At 63.2% G+C, this 17,694-nt stretch carries 16 protein-coding genes; 12 read left to right on the top strand and 4 right to left on the bottom strand.

The genetic code is table 11. From position 1 onward, the window contains the following. Positions 1-145: 145 nt before the first annotated feature. Positions 146-661, bottom strand: coding sequence for a MarR family transcriptional regulator (locus tag KIP88_RS23090; RefSeq protein ID WP_214490287.1), 516 nt, complete (start codon positions 659-661; stop codon positions 146-148). Between the two features lie 167 nt (positions 662-828). On the opposite strand from KIP88_RS23090, the gene KIP88_RS23085 reads away from it, so the two are divergent. Then, positions 829-2,691 (top strand): feruloyl-CoA synthase, encoded by a 1,863-nt coding sequence (locus tag KIP88_RS23085; protein WP_214490286.1) that lies wholly within the window; start codon positions 829-831, stop codon positions 2,689-2,691. 6 nt (positions 2,692-2,697) lie between these two features. On the opposite strand, the gene KIP88_RS23080 is transcribed toward KIP88_RS23085, so the two are convergent. Then, positions 2,698-3,213 (bottom strand): MarR family winged helix-turn-helix transcriptional regulator, encoded by a 516-nt coding sequence (locus KIP88_RS23080; protein WP_214490285.1) that lies wholly within the window; start codon positions 3,211-3,213, stop codon positions 2,698-2,700. Positions 3,214-3,326: 113 nt separating this feature from the next. On the opposite strand from KIP88_RS23080, the gene KIP88_RS23075 reads away from it, so the two are divergent. Then, the gene (locus KIP88_RS23075; protein ID WP_374226501.1) at positions 3,327-4,538 is read left to right on the top strand and encodes an ABC transporter substrate-binding protein; all 1,212 of its coding nucleotides are present in this window, start codon (positions 3,327-3,329) and stop codon (positions 4,536-4,538) included. 257 nt (positions 4,539-4,795) lie between these two features. Here the strand turns inward: KIP88_RS23075 and KIP88_RS23070 are convergent, their stop codons facing one another. Then, positions 4,796-5,326 (bottom strand): MarR family winged helix-turn-helix transcriptional regulator, encoded by a 531-nt coding sequence (locus KIP88_RS23070; protein ID WP_214490284.1) that lies wholly within the window; start codon positions 5,324-5,326, stop codon positions 4,796-4,798. 80 nt (positions 5,327-5,406) lie between these two features. Between KIP88_RS23070 and KIP88_RS23065 the strand changes: the two genes are divergently transcribed. The 3 genes from KIP88_RS23065 (at position 5,407) to KIP88_RS23055 (ending at position 9,784) form a co-directional block, all read left to right on the top strand. Next, complete coding sequence (locus KIP88_RS23065) at positions 5,407-6,618, top strand: cytochrome P450 (RefSeq protein ID WP_214490283.1); 1,212 nt, start codon at positions 5,407-5,409, stop codon at positions 6,616-6,618. A 107-nt stretch (positions 6,619-6,725) separates the two neighbouring features. Beyond that, the gene (locus KIP88_RS23060; protein WP_214490282.1) at positions 6,726-7,937 is read left to right on the top strand and encodes an ABC transporter substrate-binding protein; all 1,212 of its coding nucleotides are present in this window, start codon (positions 6,726-6,728) and stop codon (positions 7,935-7,937) included. 170 nt (positions 7,938-8,107) lie between these two features. Next, positions 8,108-9,784, top strand: a complete 1,677-nt coding sequence (locus tag KIP88_RS23055; RefSeq protein WP_374226500.1) for a tannase/feruloyl esterase family alpha/beta hydrolase — start codon at positions 8,108-8,110, stop codon at positions 9,782-9,784. 6 nt (positions 9,785-9,790) lie between these two features. On the opposite strand, the gene KIP88_RS23050 is transcribed toward KIP88_RS23055, so the two are convergent. Continuing rightward, positions 9,791-11,065: an NAD(P)/FAD-dependent oxidoreductase gene (locus KIP88_RS23050; protein ID WP_214490281.1), complete on the bottom strand. Its 1,275-nt coding sequence runs from the start codon at positions 11,063-11,065 to the stop codon at positions 9,791-9,793. Between the two features lie 212 nt (positions 11,066-11,277). Between KIP88_RS23050 and KIP88_RS23045 the strand changes: the two genes are divergently transcribed. The 7 genes from KIP88_RS23045 to KIP88_RS23015 all read left to right on the top strand — a co-directional run bounded on the left by KIP88_RS23045 (position 11,278) and on the right by KIP88_RS23015 (position 17,498). Then, positions 11,278-11,586: a hypothetical protein gene (locus KIP88_RS23045; protein ID WP_214490280.1), complete on the top strand. Its 309-nt coding sequence runs from the start codon at positions 11,278-11,280 to the stop codon at positions 11,584-11,586. 20 nt (positions 11,587-11,606) lie between these two features. After that, on the top strand, positions 11,607-12,494 hold the full coding sequence (locus KIP88_RS23040; RefSeq protein ID WP_214490279.1) for a sigma-70 family RNA polymerase sigma factor: 888 nt from the start codon (positions 11,607-11,609) through the stop codon (positions 12,492-12,494). 248 nt (positions 12,495-12,742) lie between these two features. Further along, positions 12,743-13,918, top strand: coding sequence for an ABC transporter substrate-binding protein (locus KIP88_RS23035; RefSeq protein ID WP_214490278.1), 1,176 nt, complete (start codon positions 12,743-12,745; stop codon positions 13,916-13,918). Between the two features lie 240 nt (positions 13,919-14,158). Next, on the top strand, positions 14,159-15,076 hold the full coding sequence (locus KIP88_RS23030) for a branched-chain amino acid ABC transporter permease (protein ID WP_214490277.1): 918 nt from the start codon (positions 14,159-14,161) through the stop codon (positions 15,074-15,076). Further along, positions 15,073-16,020 (top strand): branched-chain amino acid ABC transporter permease, encoded by a 948-nt coding sequence (locus KIP88_RS23025; RefSeq protein ID WP_214490276.1) that lies wholly within the window; start codon positions 15,073-15,075, stop codon positions 16,018-16,020. Before KIP88_RS23030 ends, KIP88_RS23025 begins: the two co-directional genes overlap by 4 nt. Before the next feature lie 16 nt (positions 16,021-16,036). Beyond that, entirely contained in the window at positions 16,037-16,792 is a 756-nt protein-coding gene (locus tag KIP88_RS23020; RefSeq protein ID WP_214490388.1) for an ABC transporter ATP-binding protein, read from the top strand. Beyond that, positions 16,785-17,498, top strand: coding sequence for an ABC transporter ATP-binding protein (locus KIP88_RS23015; RefSeq protein ID WP_214490275.1), 714 nt, complete (start codon positions 16,785-16,787; stop codon positions 17,496-17,498). Before KIP88_RS23020 ends, KIP88_RS23015 begins: the two co-directional genes overlap by 8 nt. Positions 17,499-17,694: the final 196 nt, after the last annotated feature.

The raw sequence follows: 17,694 nt of genomic DNA, 5'->3' as shown, positions 1-17,694 counted from the left end.
CAATGGCTGCATGGAGCCGACCCTGAAGGATAGCCACGTAATATCAGATGTTTAGTATATGAGCGTGCTCGCTCTGCAGGCTTGGCGCTGTCGATCGTATGCCTAAAATTTAGGCGAAAGGACCCATGGCGAGGCGAAGCCGCGATCAGGTGAATGCGGAAAGAATTTGCAGCAGCCGCTCCCGGTTTTCCTTGCCGATTTTCTCGGCCACATGGCGCTCATGCTCGGCGGCGAGCCGCCTGAACTGCGCCAGCGCGGTCCTGCCGCGCGCGGTCAGATGCAAGGCGTGGGAGCGCCGGTCGGTGGCCGATCTGAGGCGGCTGACCAGTTCGCGCTGTTCGAGGCTGTCCAGCAGGTGCACCAGCCTGGCGCGTTCGATTCCGAGCCGCTTGGCGACCGCCATCTGACTCAGACCGGGATTGGCGCCGATGACGGTCAGGACGGAATACTGCGTCGGGCGGATATCGACGGCGCCGAGCGTGCGAATAAAATCCTGAAAAATCCAGATCTGGAAGCGCCGCACCGCATAACCGGCGTGGCCGGCCAGCGCGTCGAGGGCGATCTCGTCATCCATGACGTCGCCCTGCGATCTGCCGTTTCCGGCTTGCTTGCGGCCGAAACGCGGCTGCAAGCCTGCTCGTGATTTGGCCGTTTTGGGCATTTGACTGTTTCCCGCCATCATCTCCTTCTAGCGCCTCGCGCGGTCCAGGGGAAGATTGTTGTTGACGACAACAATTGTTGTGCTCAACATTAGGGGCAAGCGGCCGTTCGAGCCGCAGGCCGGCATGATGCGCGGCAGCCCCGAAACAGCCGGGACAGGAGGAAACCATGACCCTCGCCGCCGCAAGCGGTGACCATTCCCGCACTCTGTTCGCGACGCCTGCGATTGTCGCCGACCGCCGCGCCGACGGCAGCATTCTGGTGAGCTCGACCGTGCCGCTTCAGCCGGGTGCGCGTTGCATCGGCGACTGGCTGGAGCATTGGGCGCGGCAGGCGCCGGACCGGATTTTTGTCGCCGATCGCGCCAGCACCGATGCGCCGTGGACGACCGTCACCTACAGGGACGCCTTGCAACAGGTGCGCTCGGCCGCCGCCTGGATCCTCGCGCAAGGGCTAAGCGCCGAGCGGCCGCTGGTGATCCTCTCCGACAACAGCGTCGAGCACGCGCTGTTCGCGCTCGCCGCCCAGCATGTCGGCGTGCCATCGGCCGCGATCTCGCCGGCCTATTCGCTGATGTCCAAAGACTTCGACAAGCTCAAGAGCATGATCACGCTGCTCGGGCCCGGTGCGATCTATGTTTCCGGCACAAAACCGTTTGCTGCGGCGCTGGCCGCGATCAAGCCGCTGCATTCGGCTACGATCGTCAGCGGCAACGCAGACGACACCGACGCCATCTCGTTCCGCAGCATCGCGGCGACGCCGGAAACGCCTGATGTCGAAAAGGCCTTCGTCGCAATCACGCCCGACACGATTGCAAAATTCCTGTTCACGTCGGGTTCGACAGGCACACCAAAGGCCGTGATCAACACCCAGCGCATGCTGACCTCAAGCCAGCAGGCCAAGGCGCAGACCTGGACGTTCCTCGAGGGCATTGGCGAGAAGCTGGTCATCCTCGACTGGCTGCCGTGGAGTCATACCTTCGGCGCCAACCACAATTTCAATCTGGTGCTGCGCAACGGCGGCACGCTCTATGTCGACGGTGGCAAGCCGGCACCGGGGCTGTTCGCGACGTCACTCGCTAACCTGCGCAGCGTGATGCCAACGGTCTATTTCAACGTGCCGCGCGGTTTTGACATGCTGATCGCGGCGCTGCGAAGCGATGACGAACTCCGGCAAAAGTTCTTCGGCGAGGTGAAATTCGCTTTCTATGCAGGCGCTGCACTACCACAGAATCTCTGGGATGGGCTGGAAGAGCTCTCGATCAAGGCGGTCGGCCGTGCGCTGCCGATGGTCTCGGCCTGGGGCTCGACCGAGACGTCGCCGCTCGCCACCGATTGCCACTTCCAGGCAAAACGCTCCGGCAATATCGGCGTGCCGATCCCGGGCACTGAGCTGAAGCTGGTGCCGTCAGGCGACAAGCTGGAAGTGCGCGTGCGCGGCCCGAACGTCACGCCCGGTTACTGGAAGGCGCCCGAATTGACCGCGCAGGCGTTCGATAGCGAAGGTTTCTATTTGATCGGCGACGCCGTGACTTTTGCCGATCCGGCGCATCCCGAACTCGGCCTGTTTTTCGACGGCCGTGTCGCGGAAGATTTCAAGCTCAATTCCGGCACCTGGGTCAACGTCGGAACCCTGCGTGTCGCCGGCATCGCCGCGCTTGCGCCGCTGGCGCAGGATATCGCTGTCACCGGCCATAGCAGCGACGAGGTCCGCTTCCTGGTATTTCCGAACATCGCGGCCTGCCGGGCGCATGCCGGGCTATCAGACAACGTCGATGTGAAAGACGTGGTCGGCCACGACAAGGTTCGCACCGCGATCGGGCAAGGGCTCGCTAAACTGAAGGCGCAGAGCGGCAACTCATCCGGTCATGCCACACGTGCGCTGCTGCTGGCCGAGCCGGCATCCGTCGACGGCGGCGAGATCACCGACAAGGGCTACATCAACCAGCGCGCGGTGCTGACGCGGCGCGCGAGCGCGGTGGCAATGCTGGACGATGGTTCGTCGGCCGAATGGATCGGCTGCGCCGGCTGAGACGCTTCAAAACCCGTTCTTGTGGGCTTCGACCAGCCGCACCAGCATCTGGAGAAAGGCGGCTTGTTCGGGCTTGCTGAGCGCGGAAAGCGTCTGCGCATTAAAGCGCTCGCCCAGCCGGCTGGCCTCGTCGGCGCGCCTCTCGCCCGCCGCGCTGAGGCTGAGTTCGACTGCCCGCTTGTCCCGCGTGGACCGTTTGCGCTTGAGAACTCCCGTCTCCTCCATCCGCGACAGGATCTTCACCAGGTTGGGCAATTGCATCTTCAGCACGGCGGCGAGCTCGCTCTGCGTCACCGTCTTGTTGTCCCGCACCGCGACCAAGATGGCGTATTCGAGCGGCGAAAGTTTTAGCGCTTCGAAATACGGATAAAACGCCTCGAAATTCTGCAACTGCAGGATCCGGATCATGAATCCCGGGGTCTGCCGCAGCGCGGCGAGGTCGAGTTCCCGGCCCACATCCGGCTCGGCCGGTCTGCCTGCCCCGTTGGCCTTGCGCGTCGAAACTTTGGCGATTCTTCCCATGGCAATAGCTCGCACGGCATCACATGAATTGACAATCCTCAAAATGCTTATAAGTTATAAGCAATTCAGAAGTGGTCGCCAAGGCCCGCCTTTTTCCACACAGGAGGGAATGCATGCGACAATTCTTTCGCACAGGAATGCTCGTTGCCGCGCTCGGCGGCATATTCGTTGGTGCCGCACATGCCCAGGACCGCGTTCGGATCGGCGTGCTGAACGACCAGTCCGGCGTGTTTGCGACCTACCAGGGTATCGGTTCGGTGATCGCGGCCCAGATGGCGGTCGAGGATTACGGCGGCAAGGCCGCCGGCAAGCCGGTGGAGGTCGTCTCCGCCGATCACCAGAACAAGCCTGATATCGGTGTCGGCATCGCGCGGCGCTGGTATGAAAACGAAAGCGTCGACGCGATCTTCGACCTGCCGAACTCGGCAATCGCGCTCGCGGTTGCCGCCATCTCCGAGCAGAAGAACAAGGTATTCATCGGCTCCGGCGCCGGAACGGCGCTGCTGACCGGCGAAAAATGCACGCCCAATACCGTGCACTGGACCTATGACACCTACGCTTACGGGCGCGGTCTCGGCAAGGCGGTGGTTGCGCAGGGCGGCAAGAAATGGTTCTTCCTCACCGCCGATTATGCGTTCGGTCACGATCTCGAAAAGCAGGCCATGGAAGCCGTCAAGGCGTCCGGCGGCGAAGTGCTCGGTGCCGTGCGCCATCCGCTGGGCACCGCCGACTACGCCTCCTTCCTGTTGCAGGCGCAGGCCTCCGGCGCCGACATCGTCGGCGTGGCGAATGCCGGCGACGACACCATCACCTCGATCAAGCAGGCGGCGGAATTTGGATTGACCCGGAAGCAGAAGCTGGTCGGGCTGATCCTCGGCATGAACGGCATTCCCGCGCTCGGCCTGAAGGCGGCGCAAGGCGCGCAGATCATGAATCCGTTCTACTGGGATTTGAACGACGGCACGCGCGCCTTCGCCAAGCGCTTTGCCGAACGTCATCCGCAGAAGAATTATCCGAATGACATGCAGGCCGGCGTCTACGCATCCGTGCTGCATTACCTGAAAGCCGTCGACAAGGTGGGCGGCGCCGCCGACGGCAAGGCTGTGGTGTCGGCGATGAAGGCGATGCCGACCGACGATCCGCTGTTCGGCAAGGGAACCATCCGCAGCGACGGACGCAAGATTCATCCGTTCTATCTGCTCGAGGTCAAGAAGCCCGACGAATCCACGTCTAAATGGGATCTGCTGAAAGTCGCCGCAACTATTCCAGGCGATCAGGCGTTCCGTCCCGAGAGCGAGGGCAACTGCCCGCTGGTCAAGAAATGACCTGACTAACGGCGGTCGGTGGGAACCGGCCGCCGTCGAAAATCGGTCTTCGAGGCTTGTCGTATATGTTGCCAAGGCAACTAATTTGTGCGAGCGTGTTTCCACAAGGCGGCCGATCGCAGAGCACAGAGATGCCGGGCCGCGCAGGGGAGAAACGGATGTTCGGGCGTGTCGGCTCGTCACGACACAATGCGGTGTTGCGTACGCGGCGCCATAGCGGAAGCGTCGTTCAGCGCGGCGCGGCCAGCGCGTTCCGCTTAGCCCCGGTCGTCGACTTCGCCAGCGCCTTTCACGGCGTCGAGATTGCCGTGCACCCGCAGCAGCAGCCCGATCAGGGTTTCGCGTTCCGGCTTGCTCAGGCAAGAGAGCAGGCGGCGTTCGCGCTCGAGCGCGACCGCGATGACCTGGTCGTGGGTGGAATATCCCTTCGCGGTCAGCGAGATCGAATGGGTGCGCCCGTCCTGCCGGTCCGCCCTGATGCTGACCAGCCCGCGTTCTTCCATCGCGGCCAGCGTCCGGCTGACCGGTCCCTTGTCGAAACCGATCACATGGCAGATGCGCGCCGCGGAAATTTCCGGCTCGATCGCGAGCAGCGACAGGATCCGCCATTCCGTGACGTTGACGCCAAAGCGCTTCTGATAGACCACGGTCGCGCTGCGCGACAATTTGTTGGCAATGAAGGTGATGAGCGCCGGGACGTAGCGGTCGAGGTCGAGCACCTGTTCGGCGCGTCCGCTCCTGCCTGCCGTGCCCGCGCGGGCCGCGCGCGCCTGTCTGTTCCTGCTCATGCTCTTCCGAAGCCGCTCCAGCATCCCAGACATAGAGACAGGGCATACCGTTCCGCAAGAACAATATGCAGGAGACCCTCATGAGCGCGACCGATCAAGCAGCGCCGACCGGCGTCCCGAGCCTCGACGTCGACCCGTTCTCAACCGAGTTCTTCGACGATATGCATACGATTCACCAGGTCCTGCGCGAGGCCGGACCAGTGGTATGGCTCGCCAAGTGGGGCATCTATGGCGTGGCGCGCTATGCCGAGGTGCATGGCGTCCTCCACGATCCCCTGACGTTCTGCTCGGGCCGTGGCGTGGGTTTAAGCGATTTCGCCAAGGAGAAGCCGTGGCGCCCGCAAAGCATCATCCTGGAGGCGGACCCTCCGGCCCACACCCGAACACGCGCGGTGCTGAATCAGGTGCTGTCGGCCACCGCTATGAAGCCGTTGCGCGCTCATTTCACCGCATTGGCCGAAGCCAAGGTCGATGAGCTGCTCTCGCGCGGCAGCTTCGATGCCATCACCGATCTTGCGGAAGCTTATCCCTTGTCGGTGTTCCCCGATGCGCTCGGACTGAAGCAGGAAGGGCGCGAGCATCTGCTGCCCTATGCCAGCCTGGTGTTCAACGCGTTCGGGCCGCCGAACCAGCTGCGCCAGGAGGCGATCGAGCGCTCAGCGCCGCATCAGGCCTATGTCGCCGAACAATGCCAACGCGAGAATCTCGCCCCCGGCGGCTTCGGCGCCTGCATCCATGCCCGCGCCGATGCCGGCGAAATCACCCATGAGGAAGCCCCGCTTCTGGTGCGTTCGCTGCTGTCGGCCGGGCTCGATACCACCGTCTACGGCATCGGCGCCGCCGTCTATTGCCTCGCGCGTTTTCCGGAACAACTGGCAAAGCTGCGCAGCGATCCCACGTTGGCACGCAATGCCTTCGAGGAGGCGGTCCGTTTCGAAAGCCCGGTGCAGACCTTCTTCCGGACCACGACGCGCGAAGTCGAGCTTGGCGGGCACGTGATTGGCGAGGGCGAAAAGGTTCTGATGTTCCTTGGGGCCGCCAATCGCGATCCGCGCCGCTGGGAAGATGCCGATCGTTACGACATCACCCGCCGCACATCGGGCCATGTCGGCTACGGCTCGGGCGTTCACATGTGCGTCGGGCAGCTTGTCGCGCGCCTCGAAGGCGAAGTGATGATGGCTGCGATCGCCCGCCGGGTCGGCAGCATCGAGATCACTGGACCCGTGAAGCGCCGCTACAACAACACGCTGCGTGGTCTGGACAGTCTCCCGATCACCATTTCCCCGGCCTGACGGATACCATCCCCGGCATCCGATCGGCAACTTTAGCGGCGCGTCGCGCCAATCGCAAACCCCGGCGAAAGTCCGGGAACGCTCAATCAACATCGGAGGAGAAAACAATGCGGGGTTTAGGATTGGGTCTGGCGCTGGCCTTGTCGTTCGTGACCAACGCAGCGCGCGCGGATATTTCCGACAACGTCGTTCGCGTCGGCGTGCTCAACGATATCTCCGGCATCTTCCAGGACACCAACGGCATGGGTTCGGTGGAAGCCGCGCGGATGGCGGCGGAGGATTTCAACGGCGGCGGCAAGGGCATCAAGGTCGAGATCGTCTATGCCGATCACCAGAACAAGGCCGACGTAGGTTCGGCGATCGTGCGCAAATGGCTCGATGTCGACGGCGTCGATGCCGTGGTCGACGTGCCGAATTCTGCCGTCGGCCTCACCATCAATTCGCTGCTGCGCGACAGTCGCATGACGTTTCTTGCGTCATCCACTGCCAGTTCCGATCTGACCGGCAAGGCTTGCTCGCCCAACACCATCCAATGGGTCAATGACGCCTGGGCAACCGGCAATTCCACGGCGGCGGCGATGATGGCGCGCGGCGGCAAGGAATGGTACTTCATCACGGTGAACTTTGCGCTCGGCCAGGGAATCGAGGCCGAGGCCACCAACTACATCGAGAAGCACGGCGGCAAGGTGCTGGGCTCGGCCAAGCATCCGCTCAACACGGCGGATTTCGCTTCGCTGTTGCTGCAGGCGCAGAACTCCAAGGCCAAGGTGATCGGGCTTGCCAATGCCGGCGGCGATACCGTCAACGCGGTGAAGCAGGCGGCCGAGTTCGGTCTTCAGCAAAGCGGTCAGACGATGGTGGCGTTCCTGCTGTTCATCAACGACGTCCACGGCATGGGGTTGAAGGTCGGCCAGGGCCTGCAACTGTTCGAGGCGTTCTACTGGGACATGGACGATGACACCCGTGCGTTTGCAAAGCGCTTTGCGGCGCGGCCGGGCGTGAACGGCAAGATGCCGAGCGGCAACCAGGCCGGCGTCTATGCTTCCACGCTGGCCTATCTCAACGCCGTGGCGGCGACCGGCAGCGACCATGCGAAGGATGCGGTGCCGCAGATGAAGAAGTTCAAGGGCAAGGACAAATTGTTCGGCGACGTCACCATCCGCCAGGACGGCCGCGTCATTCACCCGATGTACCTGTTCGAGGTGAAGAAGCCGGAAGAGTCGAAATACCCTTACGACTACTACAAGCTGGTCTCGACCATCCCGGCCGATCAGGCCTTCCGCCCGCTCGCGGATGGCGGCTGCTCGCTGGTGAAGTGAGATGCCCTCCCTCTCCCGCGCTTGCGGGGGAGGGTCGGGTGGGGGTGTCGCCGCATAAAAGCTGTCAAACGTCGACGCCGCTTTATTTCAATTGACGCCCACGTGGCGCAAACCATTGTAAATCTGACAGCCGGCCAAAACGCGGCTGCAAAACGATAGCGGGGGAAACGATGCAACACTCCAAGTTCGACATGCGCGCATGGACTCGGTTGGCCTCGCTGCTCGCGGCGACCTCGCTCTTCAGTGCGGATGCGATGGCCGCGAAGATGACCGGCGATCCCGCGGCGACGTGCAGCGGCCTCGTCGGATCGGCCGAAAATGCGGTCCGGATCGATTCCGCCTCGATCGTTGCGCCTTCGTCACTCGCGATCGCCGAAAAAGGACCAACGCCGGCGGCGCGGGTCACGCCGGCCAATCCGGAATTCTGCAAGGTCCTCGGCCAGATCGCACCGACCGATCCCAATGCGCCGCCGATCAAATTCCAGGTGAATCTCCCGGTCGAGTGGAACGGCCGTTCGCTGCAATATGGCGGCGGTGGCTTCAACGGCGTGCTGATCACCGGGCTTGCTTTGCCGCCGGCCTATCCGTTCGGCGCCCCTTCCCCGTTGGCGCGCGGCTTTGTCACCTATGGCACGGATTCCGGCCACGAGACCAAGCCGGGCGAGCCGCCGCAGGTGTTTGCGCTCAACGACGAGGCTTTCGAAAATTTTGCCCATCGATCCTACAAGCGCGTGCGGGATGCCGCCGTCGGCCTGATGGTGCGCGCCTACGGCAACCCACCGGCCAAGCTGTATTTCATGGGATCGTCCGAAGGCGGCCGCGAGGCGCTGACGATGGCGCAGCGCTATCCTGAAGACTTTGACGGCATCTTTGCCCGCGTGCCCGTCATCAACTGGGTTGGCTTGCAGCATGCCGGGACGCGGTCCGGGCTCGCAACGATGGGCGAGGGCTGGATACGTCCTGCGCAAGTCGAACTCGTCGCCAAGGCGGTGCTGGAGGCTTGCGACAAGGCCGACGGCGCCGAGGATTTGCTCGTTATGGATCCGGTCGGCTGCAAGGCGAAATTCCAACCGGAGTCACTGCGTTGCGCGGCGGGCCAGAGCGGCGACCAATGCCTGACCGAGCCGCAGATCGCGGCGATCAAGACGCTGCACGCGACCTACAAATTCCCGTTCGCACTGGAAAACGGCCTTGATGATTATCCGGGCTGGGGGGTGTCAGGCGAAAACACCCCTGCCTTCGGTCCGACCGGCGGTTGGGGCGCCTGGTGGCTCGGCAAGGTGGCGCCGGCGCAGCCGCCCGTGCCGGCCAACGGCATCGCCTGGATCTATGGTGCGGGCGGCATCCAATATGTCTTTGCGCGCGACCCGAAGCTCGATGTCACGACATACAAACCCGAGGAGCACAAGGAGCGCCTGCTTCAGGTATCGCGGTTGATGGATTCGACCAATCCCGACCTGCGCCGCTTTGCCGCGCGCGGCGGCAAGCTCGTAATTCTCGAGAACATGGCCGACTACGCCCAGAGCCCCTATGCGGGCATCCGCTATTTCGAAAAGGTGAAGCGCACGCTGGGCGCTGAAAAGACGGCGGAGTTCGCCCGTCTCTACACGGCGCCCGGCGTCGATCATGTCGGCTCCGGCGCGCCCGCCAATGTCGACATGCTGGGCGTGCTGGTCGACTGGGTCGAGAATGGCAAGGCGCCCGGCGATCTCGAGGTGACCGAGCAGAGGGTCGAAGCGCCGGCGTTTGAGACGACGCGCGCGCTGCCCTTGTGCCAGTGGCCGGCATGGCCGCATTACAAATCGGGGCCGGTCGATCGGGCGGCCAGTTTTGCCTGCGCGCCGTGACGAAGCCTATCCCGTGACCTTGCTCGACCCCTGCGTGATCAGTCGCGCGGCGCGCTGGTCGCGGGCGTGGATCCACAGCCAGCTCAGCGCCACGCTGAGCCGGTTGCGCAGGCCGATCAGGAAGTAGATGTGGGCGAGGCCCCAGATCCACCAGGCGAGATTGCCGCGCAGCTTGATGCGGCCGAAATCAATCACCGCCTTTTTCTTGCCGATCTGCGCGAGGCTGCCGGCGTGCTTGTAGCGGAACGGCGGCAGCGTGCCGCCGCCGAGCCGCGCCTTGATCAGCGCCGCCACATAGCGTCCCTGCTGCTTGGCCGCCGGCGCGATGCCCGGCACGGGATTGCCGTCGGGGCCTGCGATCGTCACGGTGTCGCCAACGGCAAAGATGTCGGGATGGCCGGGCACGGTAAGATCTGGCTCGACCTTCAAACGGTAGGCGCGGTCGGCGGGCGCGTTCAACCATTCCGCCGCGCGCGAGGCGCGCACACCGGCGGCCCAGACGATGGTCCTGGCCTCCAGCTTGTTGCCGCCATAGACGACGCCATCGATGGCACAGTCGGTGACGGGTTGCCCCAGCACCACCTCGACGCCGATCGCCTCCAGCGAGCGCTGCGCATAGGTGGAGAGGTCTTCGGGAAAGCTGGGGAGAACGCGCGGGCCGGCCTCGACCAGGACGACGCGGGTCTTGTGGGTGTCGATGTTGCGAAAGTCCGGCGGCAGCGTGTCCTTGGCGAGGTCGGCGATGGTCCCCGCCATTTCGACCCCGGTCGGCCCGGCGCCGATGATGACAAAGGTCAGCAACGCCGCGCGCCGCACCGGATCGGTCTCGCGCTCGGCGCGCTCGAAGGCGACCAGGATGCGCCGCCGCAGCGTGGTGGCATCCTCCAGCGTTTTCAGGCCCGGCGCGAACGGCTCCCATTCGTCGTGGCCGAAATAGGCATGGCGGGCGCCGGTGGCGAGCACCAGCGTGTCATAGGCCAGCGCCTCGCCGTCATCGAGCAGCACGCGCTTCGCTGTAGGATCGACGCCGCTGACATTTGCGAACAGCGTCGTTACCTCCTTGCGTCCGCGCAGCAGGTAGCGAATCGGCCACGCGATTTCCGACGTTGCCAGCGAGGCGGTTGCGACCTGGTAGAGCAGCGGCTGGAACAGATGATGGTTGCGGCGGTCGATCAGCGTGATCCGGACCGGCGCTCCGGCGAGGCCAAAGGCGGTCTCCAGCCCGCCGAAACCGGCGCCGACGATCACGACGTGATGGGGCTGTTTCGGCGCTGTCGTCATGGCATGCAACCCTGGTTTCAGGTCATTCAACACATTGGATTATGTAGCCATTTGCGCCTCCGATCCAAGGCGCGTTTGCTGATCGATCGATAGCGAAAGCGTATCGCGCAAAGACCCAAAAAAGATTTTCTCCGGGCCCGCATCCTTTGGCTGGTTCCAAACGTCCTTGGGATCGAAGCGCTGCCTTTGCAGCCGCCAACGAGGAGAAGCCCATGCGACGGACCGTGATAAGGTACAGGACCAAGCCTGATATGGCCGACAGGAATGCCGAACTGGTCGCGGCGGTATTTGCGGAACTGAAGGCGGCGCAGCCCAAGGGCCTGCGTTATATGTCACTGCGGCTGGAGGACGACACTTTCATCCATGTCGTCGAGACCGTGGCCGATGACGGCTCGAGCCCATTGCCGAAGCTGCCGGCGTTCGCCGCATTCCAGAGCGGCATTCGGGAGCGTTGCGTCGAACCGCCGCTGCCTAAAGGCGCCACCGTCGTTGGCAATTACCGCATGCTGGACGAGAACTGAACCCGCTTGCCGGAGGCCGAATGACAGGGGTGCCCGAGCCGTCCGCCGCCTTCGACATCGAGCGCCTGCTGGTCGCGATGCGGCCAAGGCTGCATCGCTATTGCGCGCGCATGGTCGGCTCGGTCATCGACGGCGAGGACGTGCTGCAGGACGCGCTGATCAAGGCGGTGGAGACGCATGCCGCTGCCGGCAACATCGGCAATCCCGAAGGCTGGCTGTTCCGGATCGTGCACAACACGGCGTTGGATTTCCTGCGCCGCCGTAACCGTCAGGAGGCGCTCCGGGGACCAGCGGAGTTGGACATGATGGCCGACCAGCTCGATGCCGTGGAGAGCCGCCAGATAGCCGCCACCTCGTTGCGCACCTTCATGCGCCTGCCGGTGACGCAGCGCTCCAGCGTGATCCTGATGGACGTGCTCGGCTGCTCGCTCAAGGAGATCTGCGAGGTCATGGATTGCAGCCTGCCCGCGGCCAAGGCCGCGCTGCATCGCGGGCGCGCGCAGTTGCGGGAGATCGCCGATGAGCCCGACGACACGCCGCAACAGAGATTGTCGGATGCCGATCGCGAACGCCTCCGCGCCTATGTCGCCCATTTCAACGCGCGCGATTTCGACGCGATCCGCGCCATGATCTCGGACGATGTGCGGCTCGACCTCGTCAGCAGGACCCACATGCGCGGAAAGGCCGAGGTTTTCAGCTATTTCGGCAATTACGCCAAGGTGAGCGACTGGCGTCTGGTCCCGGGCCTGGTGGAGGGACATCCTGCCATCCTGGTGTTCGACCCGAACGCGCCTGATAAAGAGCCGAAATACTTCATGCTGCTGGGCTGGTCGGCCGGCATGGTCGCGACCATCCGTGATTTTCGCTATGCAGCGTACGCGATTGACGGCGCGGAATATTCGGTCTGAACCGGCGCCCGGTGCGACAATTGTTGCCCCGGCAACCGGCACTATAGTTCTTGCCATCCCCGCCATCCACGAATTATGGTGCAGGCCACGGGGGTATGAGCCGAAGGTCCAAAGCGGGGCCGGCGGTTCATGCTTGCCGCAGACCAGCGATTTCGCGCACAAAATACCTCACATGATAATGAGGCGCGCGAGACAAGCGGGTCGCCCGGTCGACCGGGTCTGGTACGATAACGAGGAGGGGAGTGATTATGAAAAAGGCATTCTGGCTGGCGGGCGCAGCGGTTCTGGCGCTGGCGCAGCCCGCATCCGCTGGTGACACCATCAAGATCGGCTTTGTCTCGACTTTCAGCGGCCCGACCGCTGTGATCGGCAACGACATGCGCAACTCGTTCGAGCTGGCGCTCGACCATCTCGGCCGCAAGATGGGCGGCAAGCCGGTCGAGGTGATCTATGAGGACGACGGCCAGAAGCCTGATGTCGGCAAGCAGAAGACCGAAAAACTGATCCAGTCCGACAAGGTCGATTTCATCGCCGGCTATATCTGGTCGAACGTGCTTTTGGCCTCGCTGAAGACCGCGGTCGATTCCAAGACCTTCCTGATCTCGGCCAATGCCGGTCCCTCCCAGCTCGCCGGCGAACTCTGCTCGCCCTACGTATTCTCCACCTCCTGGCAGAACGACCAGACCCCGCAGGCGGTCGGCACCTACATGAACCAGAAGGGCGTCAAGTCGGTGTTCCTGATCGGCCCGAACTACGCGGCGGGCAAGGACATGCTGGCCGGCGTCAAGAGCACGTTCAAGGGCCAGGTCGTGGGCGAGGAATACACGGTTTGGCCGAGCCAGCTCGACTTCTCCGCCGAACTCACCAAGGCCAAGAACTCCAAGGCCGAGTCGATCTTCGTGTTCTATCCGGGTGCTGCCGGCGTGCAGTTCCTCAATCAGTACGCGCAGGCCGGCATCAAGGCGCAGATCCCGCTCTATACGGCGTTCACCATCGACGAACTGTCGCTGCCGCTGCAGAAGGAAAACGCGCTCGGCGTGCCCGGCGCGCAGCAGTGGGTCAACGATCTCCCCAACGCGGAGAACAAGAAGTTCGTCGAGGATTACCGCAAGAAGTTCACCGGCCTGCGCCCGACCTTCTACGGGGCGCAGTCCTATGACGCCGCTAACCTGATCAACAGCGCGGTTGTCGCGGTGAAGGGCGATACCTCGAAGAAGGACGAGATGAAGGCCGAGATGGAGAAGGCCAACTTCAAGTCCGTGCGGGGTCCGTTCAAGTACGGCAACAACCACATCCCGATCCAGAATTTCTACCTGCAGGACGTGGTCAAGGACGCCGACGGTCAGCTCGCCCTCAAGACGGTGGCGACCATCGTCAAGGACGACCAGGACCGCTTCGCCGACAAATGTCCAATGAAGAAGTGATGGTTGGCATGGCTGGTGCATGATGGCGCGAACACGTCCCCGGGCTTGACCCGGGGGCGGTTTGCGACAGATCATCCGCCCAACAAGAAAAATGGCGGCGGCGCAGATGTGCTGCCGCTGTTTTGTTAGGGCATGATCCGGAAAAGTGGGCACTGGTTTTCCGAAAAGATCATGCCCAAAATCATAAAGTTAGAGCGGGATGACGAGTCATCACGCTCTAGGTCTTGAGTATAGGGATCCATGCTCGTCCTCGTAGAACAATCGCTGAACGGCCTGCAGTTCGGGCTGCTGCTGTTCCTGCTGGCGGCCGGCCTGACGCTGGTGTTCGGCATCATGGATTTCGTCAATCTGGCGCACGGCTCGCTCTACATGATGGGCGCCTATTTCGCGGCCACCTTCGTGGCGTGGACGAACAGTTTTATACTCGGCATCCTGCTGGCGCTCGGCGCCACGTTGCTGCTGGGCATCGCGCTCGAATTCATCGCGCTCCGACATCTCTACGGTCGCGACCATCTCGATCAGGTGCTGGCGACATTCGGGCTGATCCTGTTTTTCAATGACGCGGTGCGGCTGATCTGGGGCCCGGCTGGCCTGTCGCTGCCGCTGCCGGCCTGGCTCACCGTGCCGGTGCAGATCGTCCCCGGCGTGTTCTATCCGGCCTATCGGCTGTCGATCATCGTGGTCGCCCTGGCGGTCGCAGCGCTACTTTATATCGTCGTCATGCGGACCCGCATCGGCATGCTGATCCGCGCCGGCGCCTCGAACCGCGAAATGATCGGTGCGCTCGGCATCAACATCAAGCTGCTGTTCACGCTGGTGTTCGGGCTTGGCGCGGCGCTTGCCGGCCTTGCCGGGCTGATGCAGGCGCCGATCCTCACCGTGCAGATCGGCATGGGCGAGAACATCCTGATTCTCGCCTTCGTTATTATTGTCATCGGGGGCATCGGCTCGATCCGCGGCGCCTTCATGGCTGCGATCTTCGTCGGCATGATCGATACGCTCGGCCGCGCCTTCCTGCCGGATCTCTTGCGCATGGTGCTCAGTTCTGCTGCCGCCTCCACCGCGGCGCCCGCACTGTCCTCGATGCTGATCTATCTGCTGATGGCGATTGTGCTCGTCGTGCGTCCGGAGGGGCTGTTTCCGGCCGCCAAGCGATGAAATCTCACATCAACGTCCGCAACGTCGTCGTGGCGCTCGTCGCGCTTGGCCTGCTGTTGCTGCCGCTTTATTCGGCGGTGACCGGCAACATCTTCATCCTGACGCTGTTCACCCGCATCGTCATCTTTGCGCTCGCCGCTGCCAGCCTCAACCTCATCATGGGCTATGGCGGCATGATGAGTTTTGGCCATGCCGCCTATCTCGGCATCGGCGGCTATGCGGTGGGCATCCTCGCCTATGAAGGCATCGGCTCCGGCTTCATCCAGTGGCCGGTGGCGCTGGCGGCGTCGGCGCTGTATGCGCTCGTCATCGGCGCGCTGTCCTTGCGCACCCGCGGCGTCTATTTCATCATGATCACGCTCGCGTTCGCGCAGATGGCCTATTACATCGCCTCGGGTCTTTCTCGCTATGGCGGCGACGACGGCCTCACCATCTACAAGCGCAGCACTTTCGGCGGCCTGATCGACCTGTCGAACCGCGTGCAGTTCTACTACCTCTGCCTCTTCTGCCTGTTCGGCGGCGTCTATCTGATCTGGCGCATCATCAATTCCCGGTTCGGCATGGTGGTGCGGGGCGTTCGTTCCAACGAGCAGCGCATGCAGGCAATCGGCTTTCATGCCAACCGCTATCGGCTGGTCTGCTTCGTCATCTCAGGCACGATCTGCGGCCTCGCCGGCGCACTTCTCGCCAACAATACCGACTTCATCAGCCCGGCCGGGATGTATTGGACCCGCTCTGGCGAACTCATGGTGATGGTGGTGTTTGGTGGCATGGGCTCGCTGTTCGGTCCCGTCCTGGGCACCATCGTGTTCCTGCTGCTGGAAGAAGTCCTGTCGCAATTCACCGAATACTGGGCGTTGATCATGGGCCCGCTGTTGCTGCTGATCGTGCTGTTCGCGCGCGGCGGCATCATGGGCGTGCTCGGGAGGTTTAGCCGTGGTTGATTCCTCAGGTGATCCCTTGCTCCGCGTTGAAAACCTGGTCCGCAGCTTTGGTGGTATCAAGGCCACCGATAATCTGTCGCTCGACATCCTGCCGGGCGAATTGCACGCCATCATCGGCCCGAACGGCGCCGGCAAGACCACGCTGATCAGCCAGTTGACCGGGCAGTTGATGCCGAATTCCGGTGCGGTTCATTTTGCCGGCCGCGACGTCACCCGGTTGCCGTCCTACCAGCGCAGCCGGCTCGGGCTGGCGCGTTCGTTTCAGATCACCTCACTGCTGCCGGATTTCACGGCCGCCGACAATGTCGCGCTCGCGGCTCAGGCGCATGACGGCCACTCGTTCCGATTCTGGGGCGCTGCCCGCAAGGAGAAGCATCTGCGCGACGCAGCGCAGGCGGCGCTGGCGCGGGTAGGGCTCGCCCAGCGGGGCGATGTGCCGGTGTCCGAACTGAGCCACGGTGAGCAGCGCGAGCTGGAGCTCGCGGTGGCGCTCGCCACAAAACCGCAATTGCTGCTGCTGGACGAGCCGATGGCCGGCCTCGGCGTCACCGAATCCGCGCGCATGGTGGCGCTGCTGAAGGAGCTGCGGAAGGAAGTGACCATCGTGCTGGTCGAACACGACATGGAAGCGGTGTTTGCGCTCGCCGACCGCATCACGGTGCTGGTCTATGGCCGTGTGATCGCGTCAGGCGATCCCGACGCCATCAGGAACAACGAGGAAGTCAAGCGCGCCTATCTCGGCGAACAGCATGCGGTGACCAGCCATGGCTGAGAGCTTGTTGGAAATCGATGGCATCGAGACCTGCTACGGCCTCAGCCAAGTGCTGTTCGGCCTGTCGCTGAAGGTCCAATCAGGCGAGATGGTCGCCCTGATGGGCCGCAACGGCATGGGCAAGACCACGACCATCCGCTCCATCATGGGCATGACGCCGGCCCGCGCCGGCAAGGTCCGCTTCGCGGGTGAGGAAGTGCGCAGCCTGCCGTCGTACAGAATCGCAAAACTCGGCATCGGCCTGGTGCCGGAAGGCCGCCAGATCTTTCCGAACCTGACAGTGTACGAAAATCTGGTCGCGGCCTCGGGCAACCGTATGGGCAATCACGATCCCTGGACCATCGAAAAAATCCACGCGCTGTTTCCGCGGCTCGCCGAGCGCAGCAGCAACATGGGCGTGACGCTGTCGGGCGGCGAGCAGCAGATGCTGGCGATCGGCCGCGCGCTGATGACCAATCCGAAACTTCTTATTCTCGACGAAGCCACCGAAGGCCTCGCACCGTTGATCCGCGAGGAAATCTGGAACTGCCTGTCGATGCTGAAGGGCCGCGGGCAATCGGTGCTGGTCATCGACAAGAACGTCGCCAACCTCTCCCGCATCGCCGACCGCCACTACATCATCGAGCGCGGCCGGACGGTGTGGAGCGGGACGTCAGAGCAGTTGATTGCGGAGCCGGATCTGCAGCATCGGTATCTGGGGATTTAAAATGCGTAGGGTGGGCAAAGGCGCACTTCGCGCCGTGCCCACCATCCATCCAATTGTGCAGTTGATGGTGGGCACGCTTCGCTTTGCCCACCCTACGATTCCAGCGATTTGAGCGAGCTATCTCCATCGTCGTCCCTGCGAACGCAGGGACCCATACGCCGCGGCCGTTGTTATTTAAGGCGGTGGTCGATGGTCT

The sequence above is a fragment of the Bradyrhizobium sp. SRL28 genome, assembly GCF_018596315.1.
In the GTDB taxonomy this organism is placed as follows: Bacteria; Pseudomonadota; Alphaproteobacteria; order Rhizobiales; family Xanthobacteraceae; genus Bradyrhizobium.
Note: the sequence above shows the minus strand (reverse complement) of the source record. Positions and strands in the feature narration are given on the sequence as shown.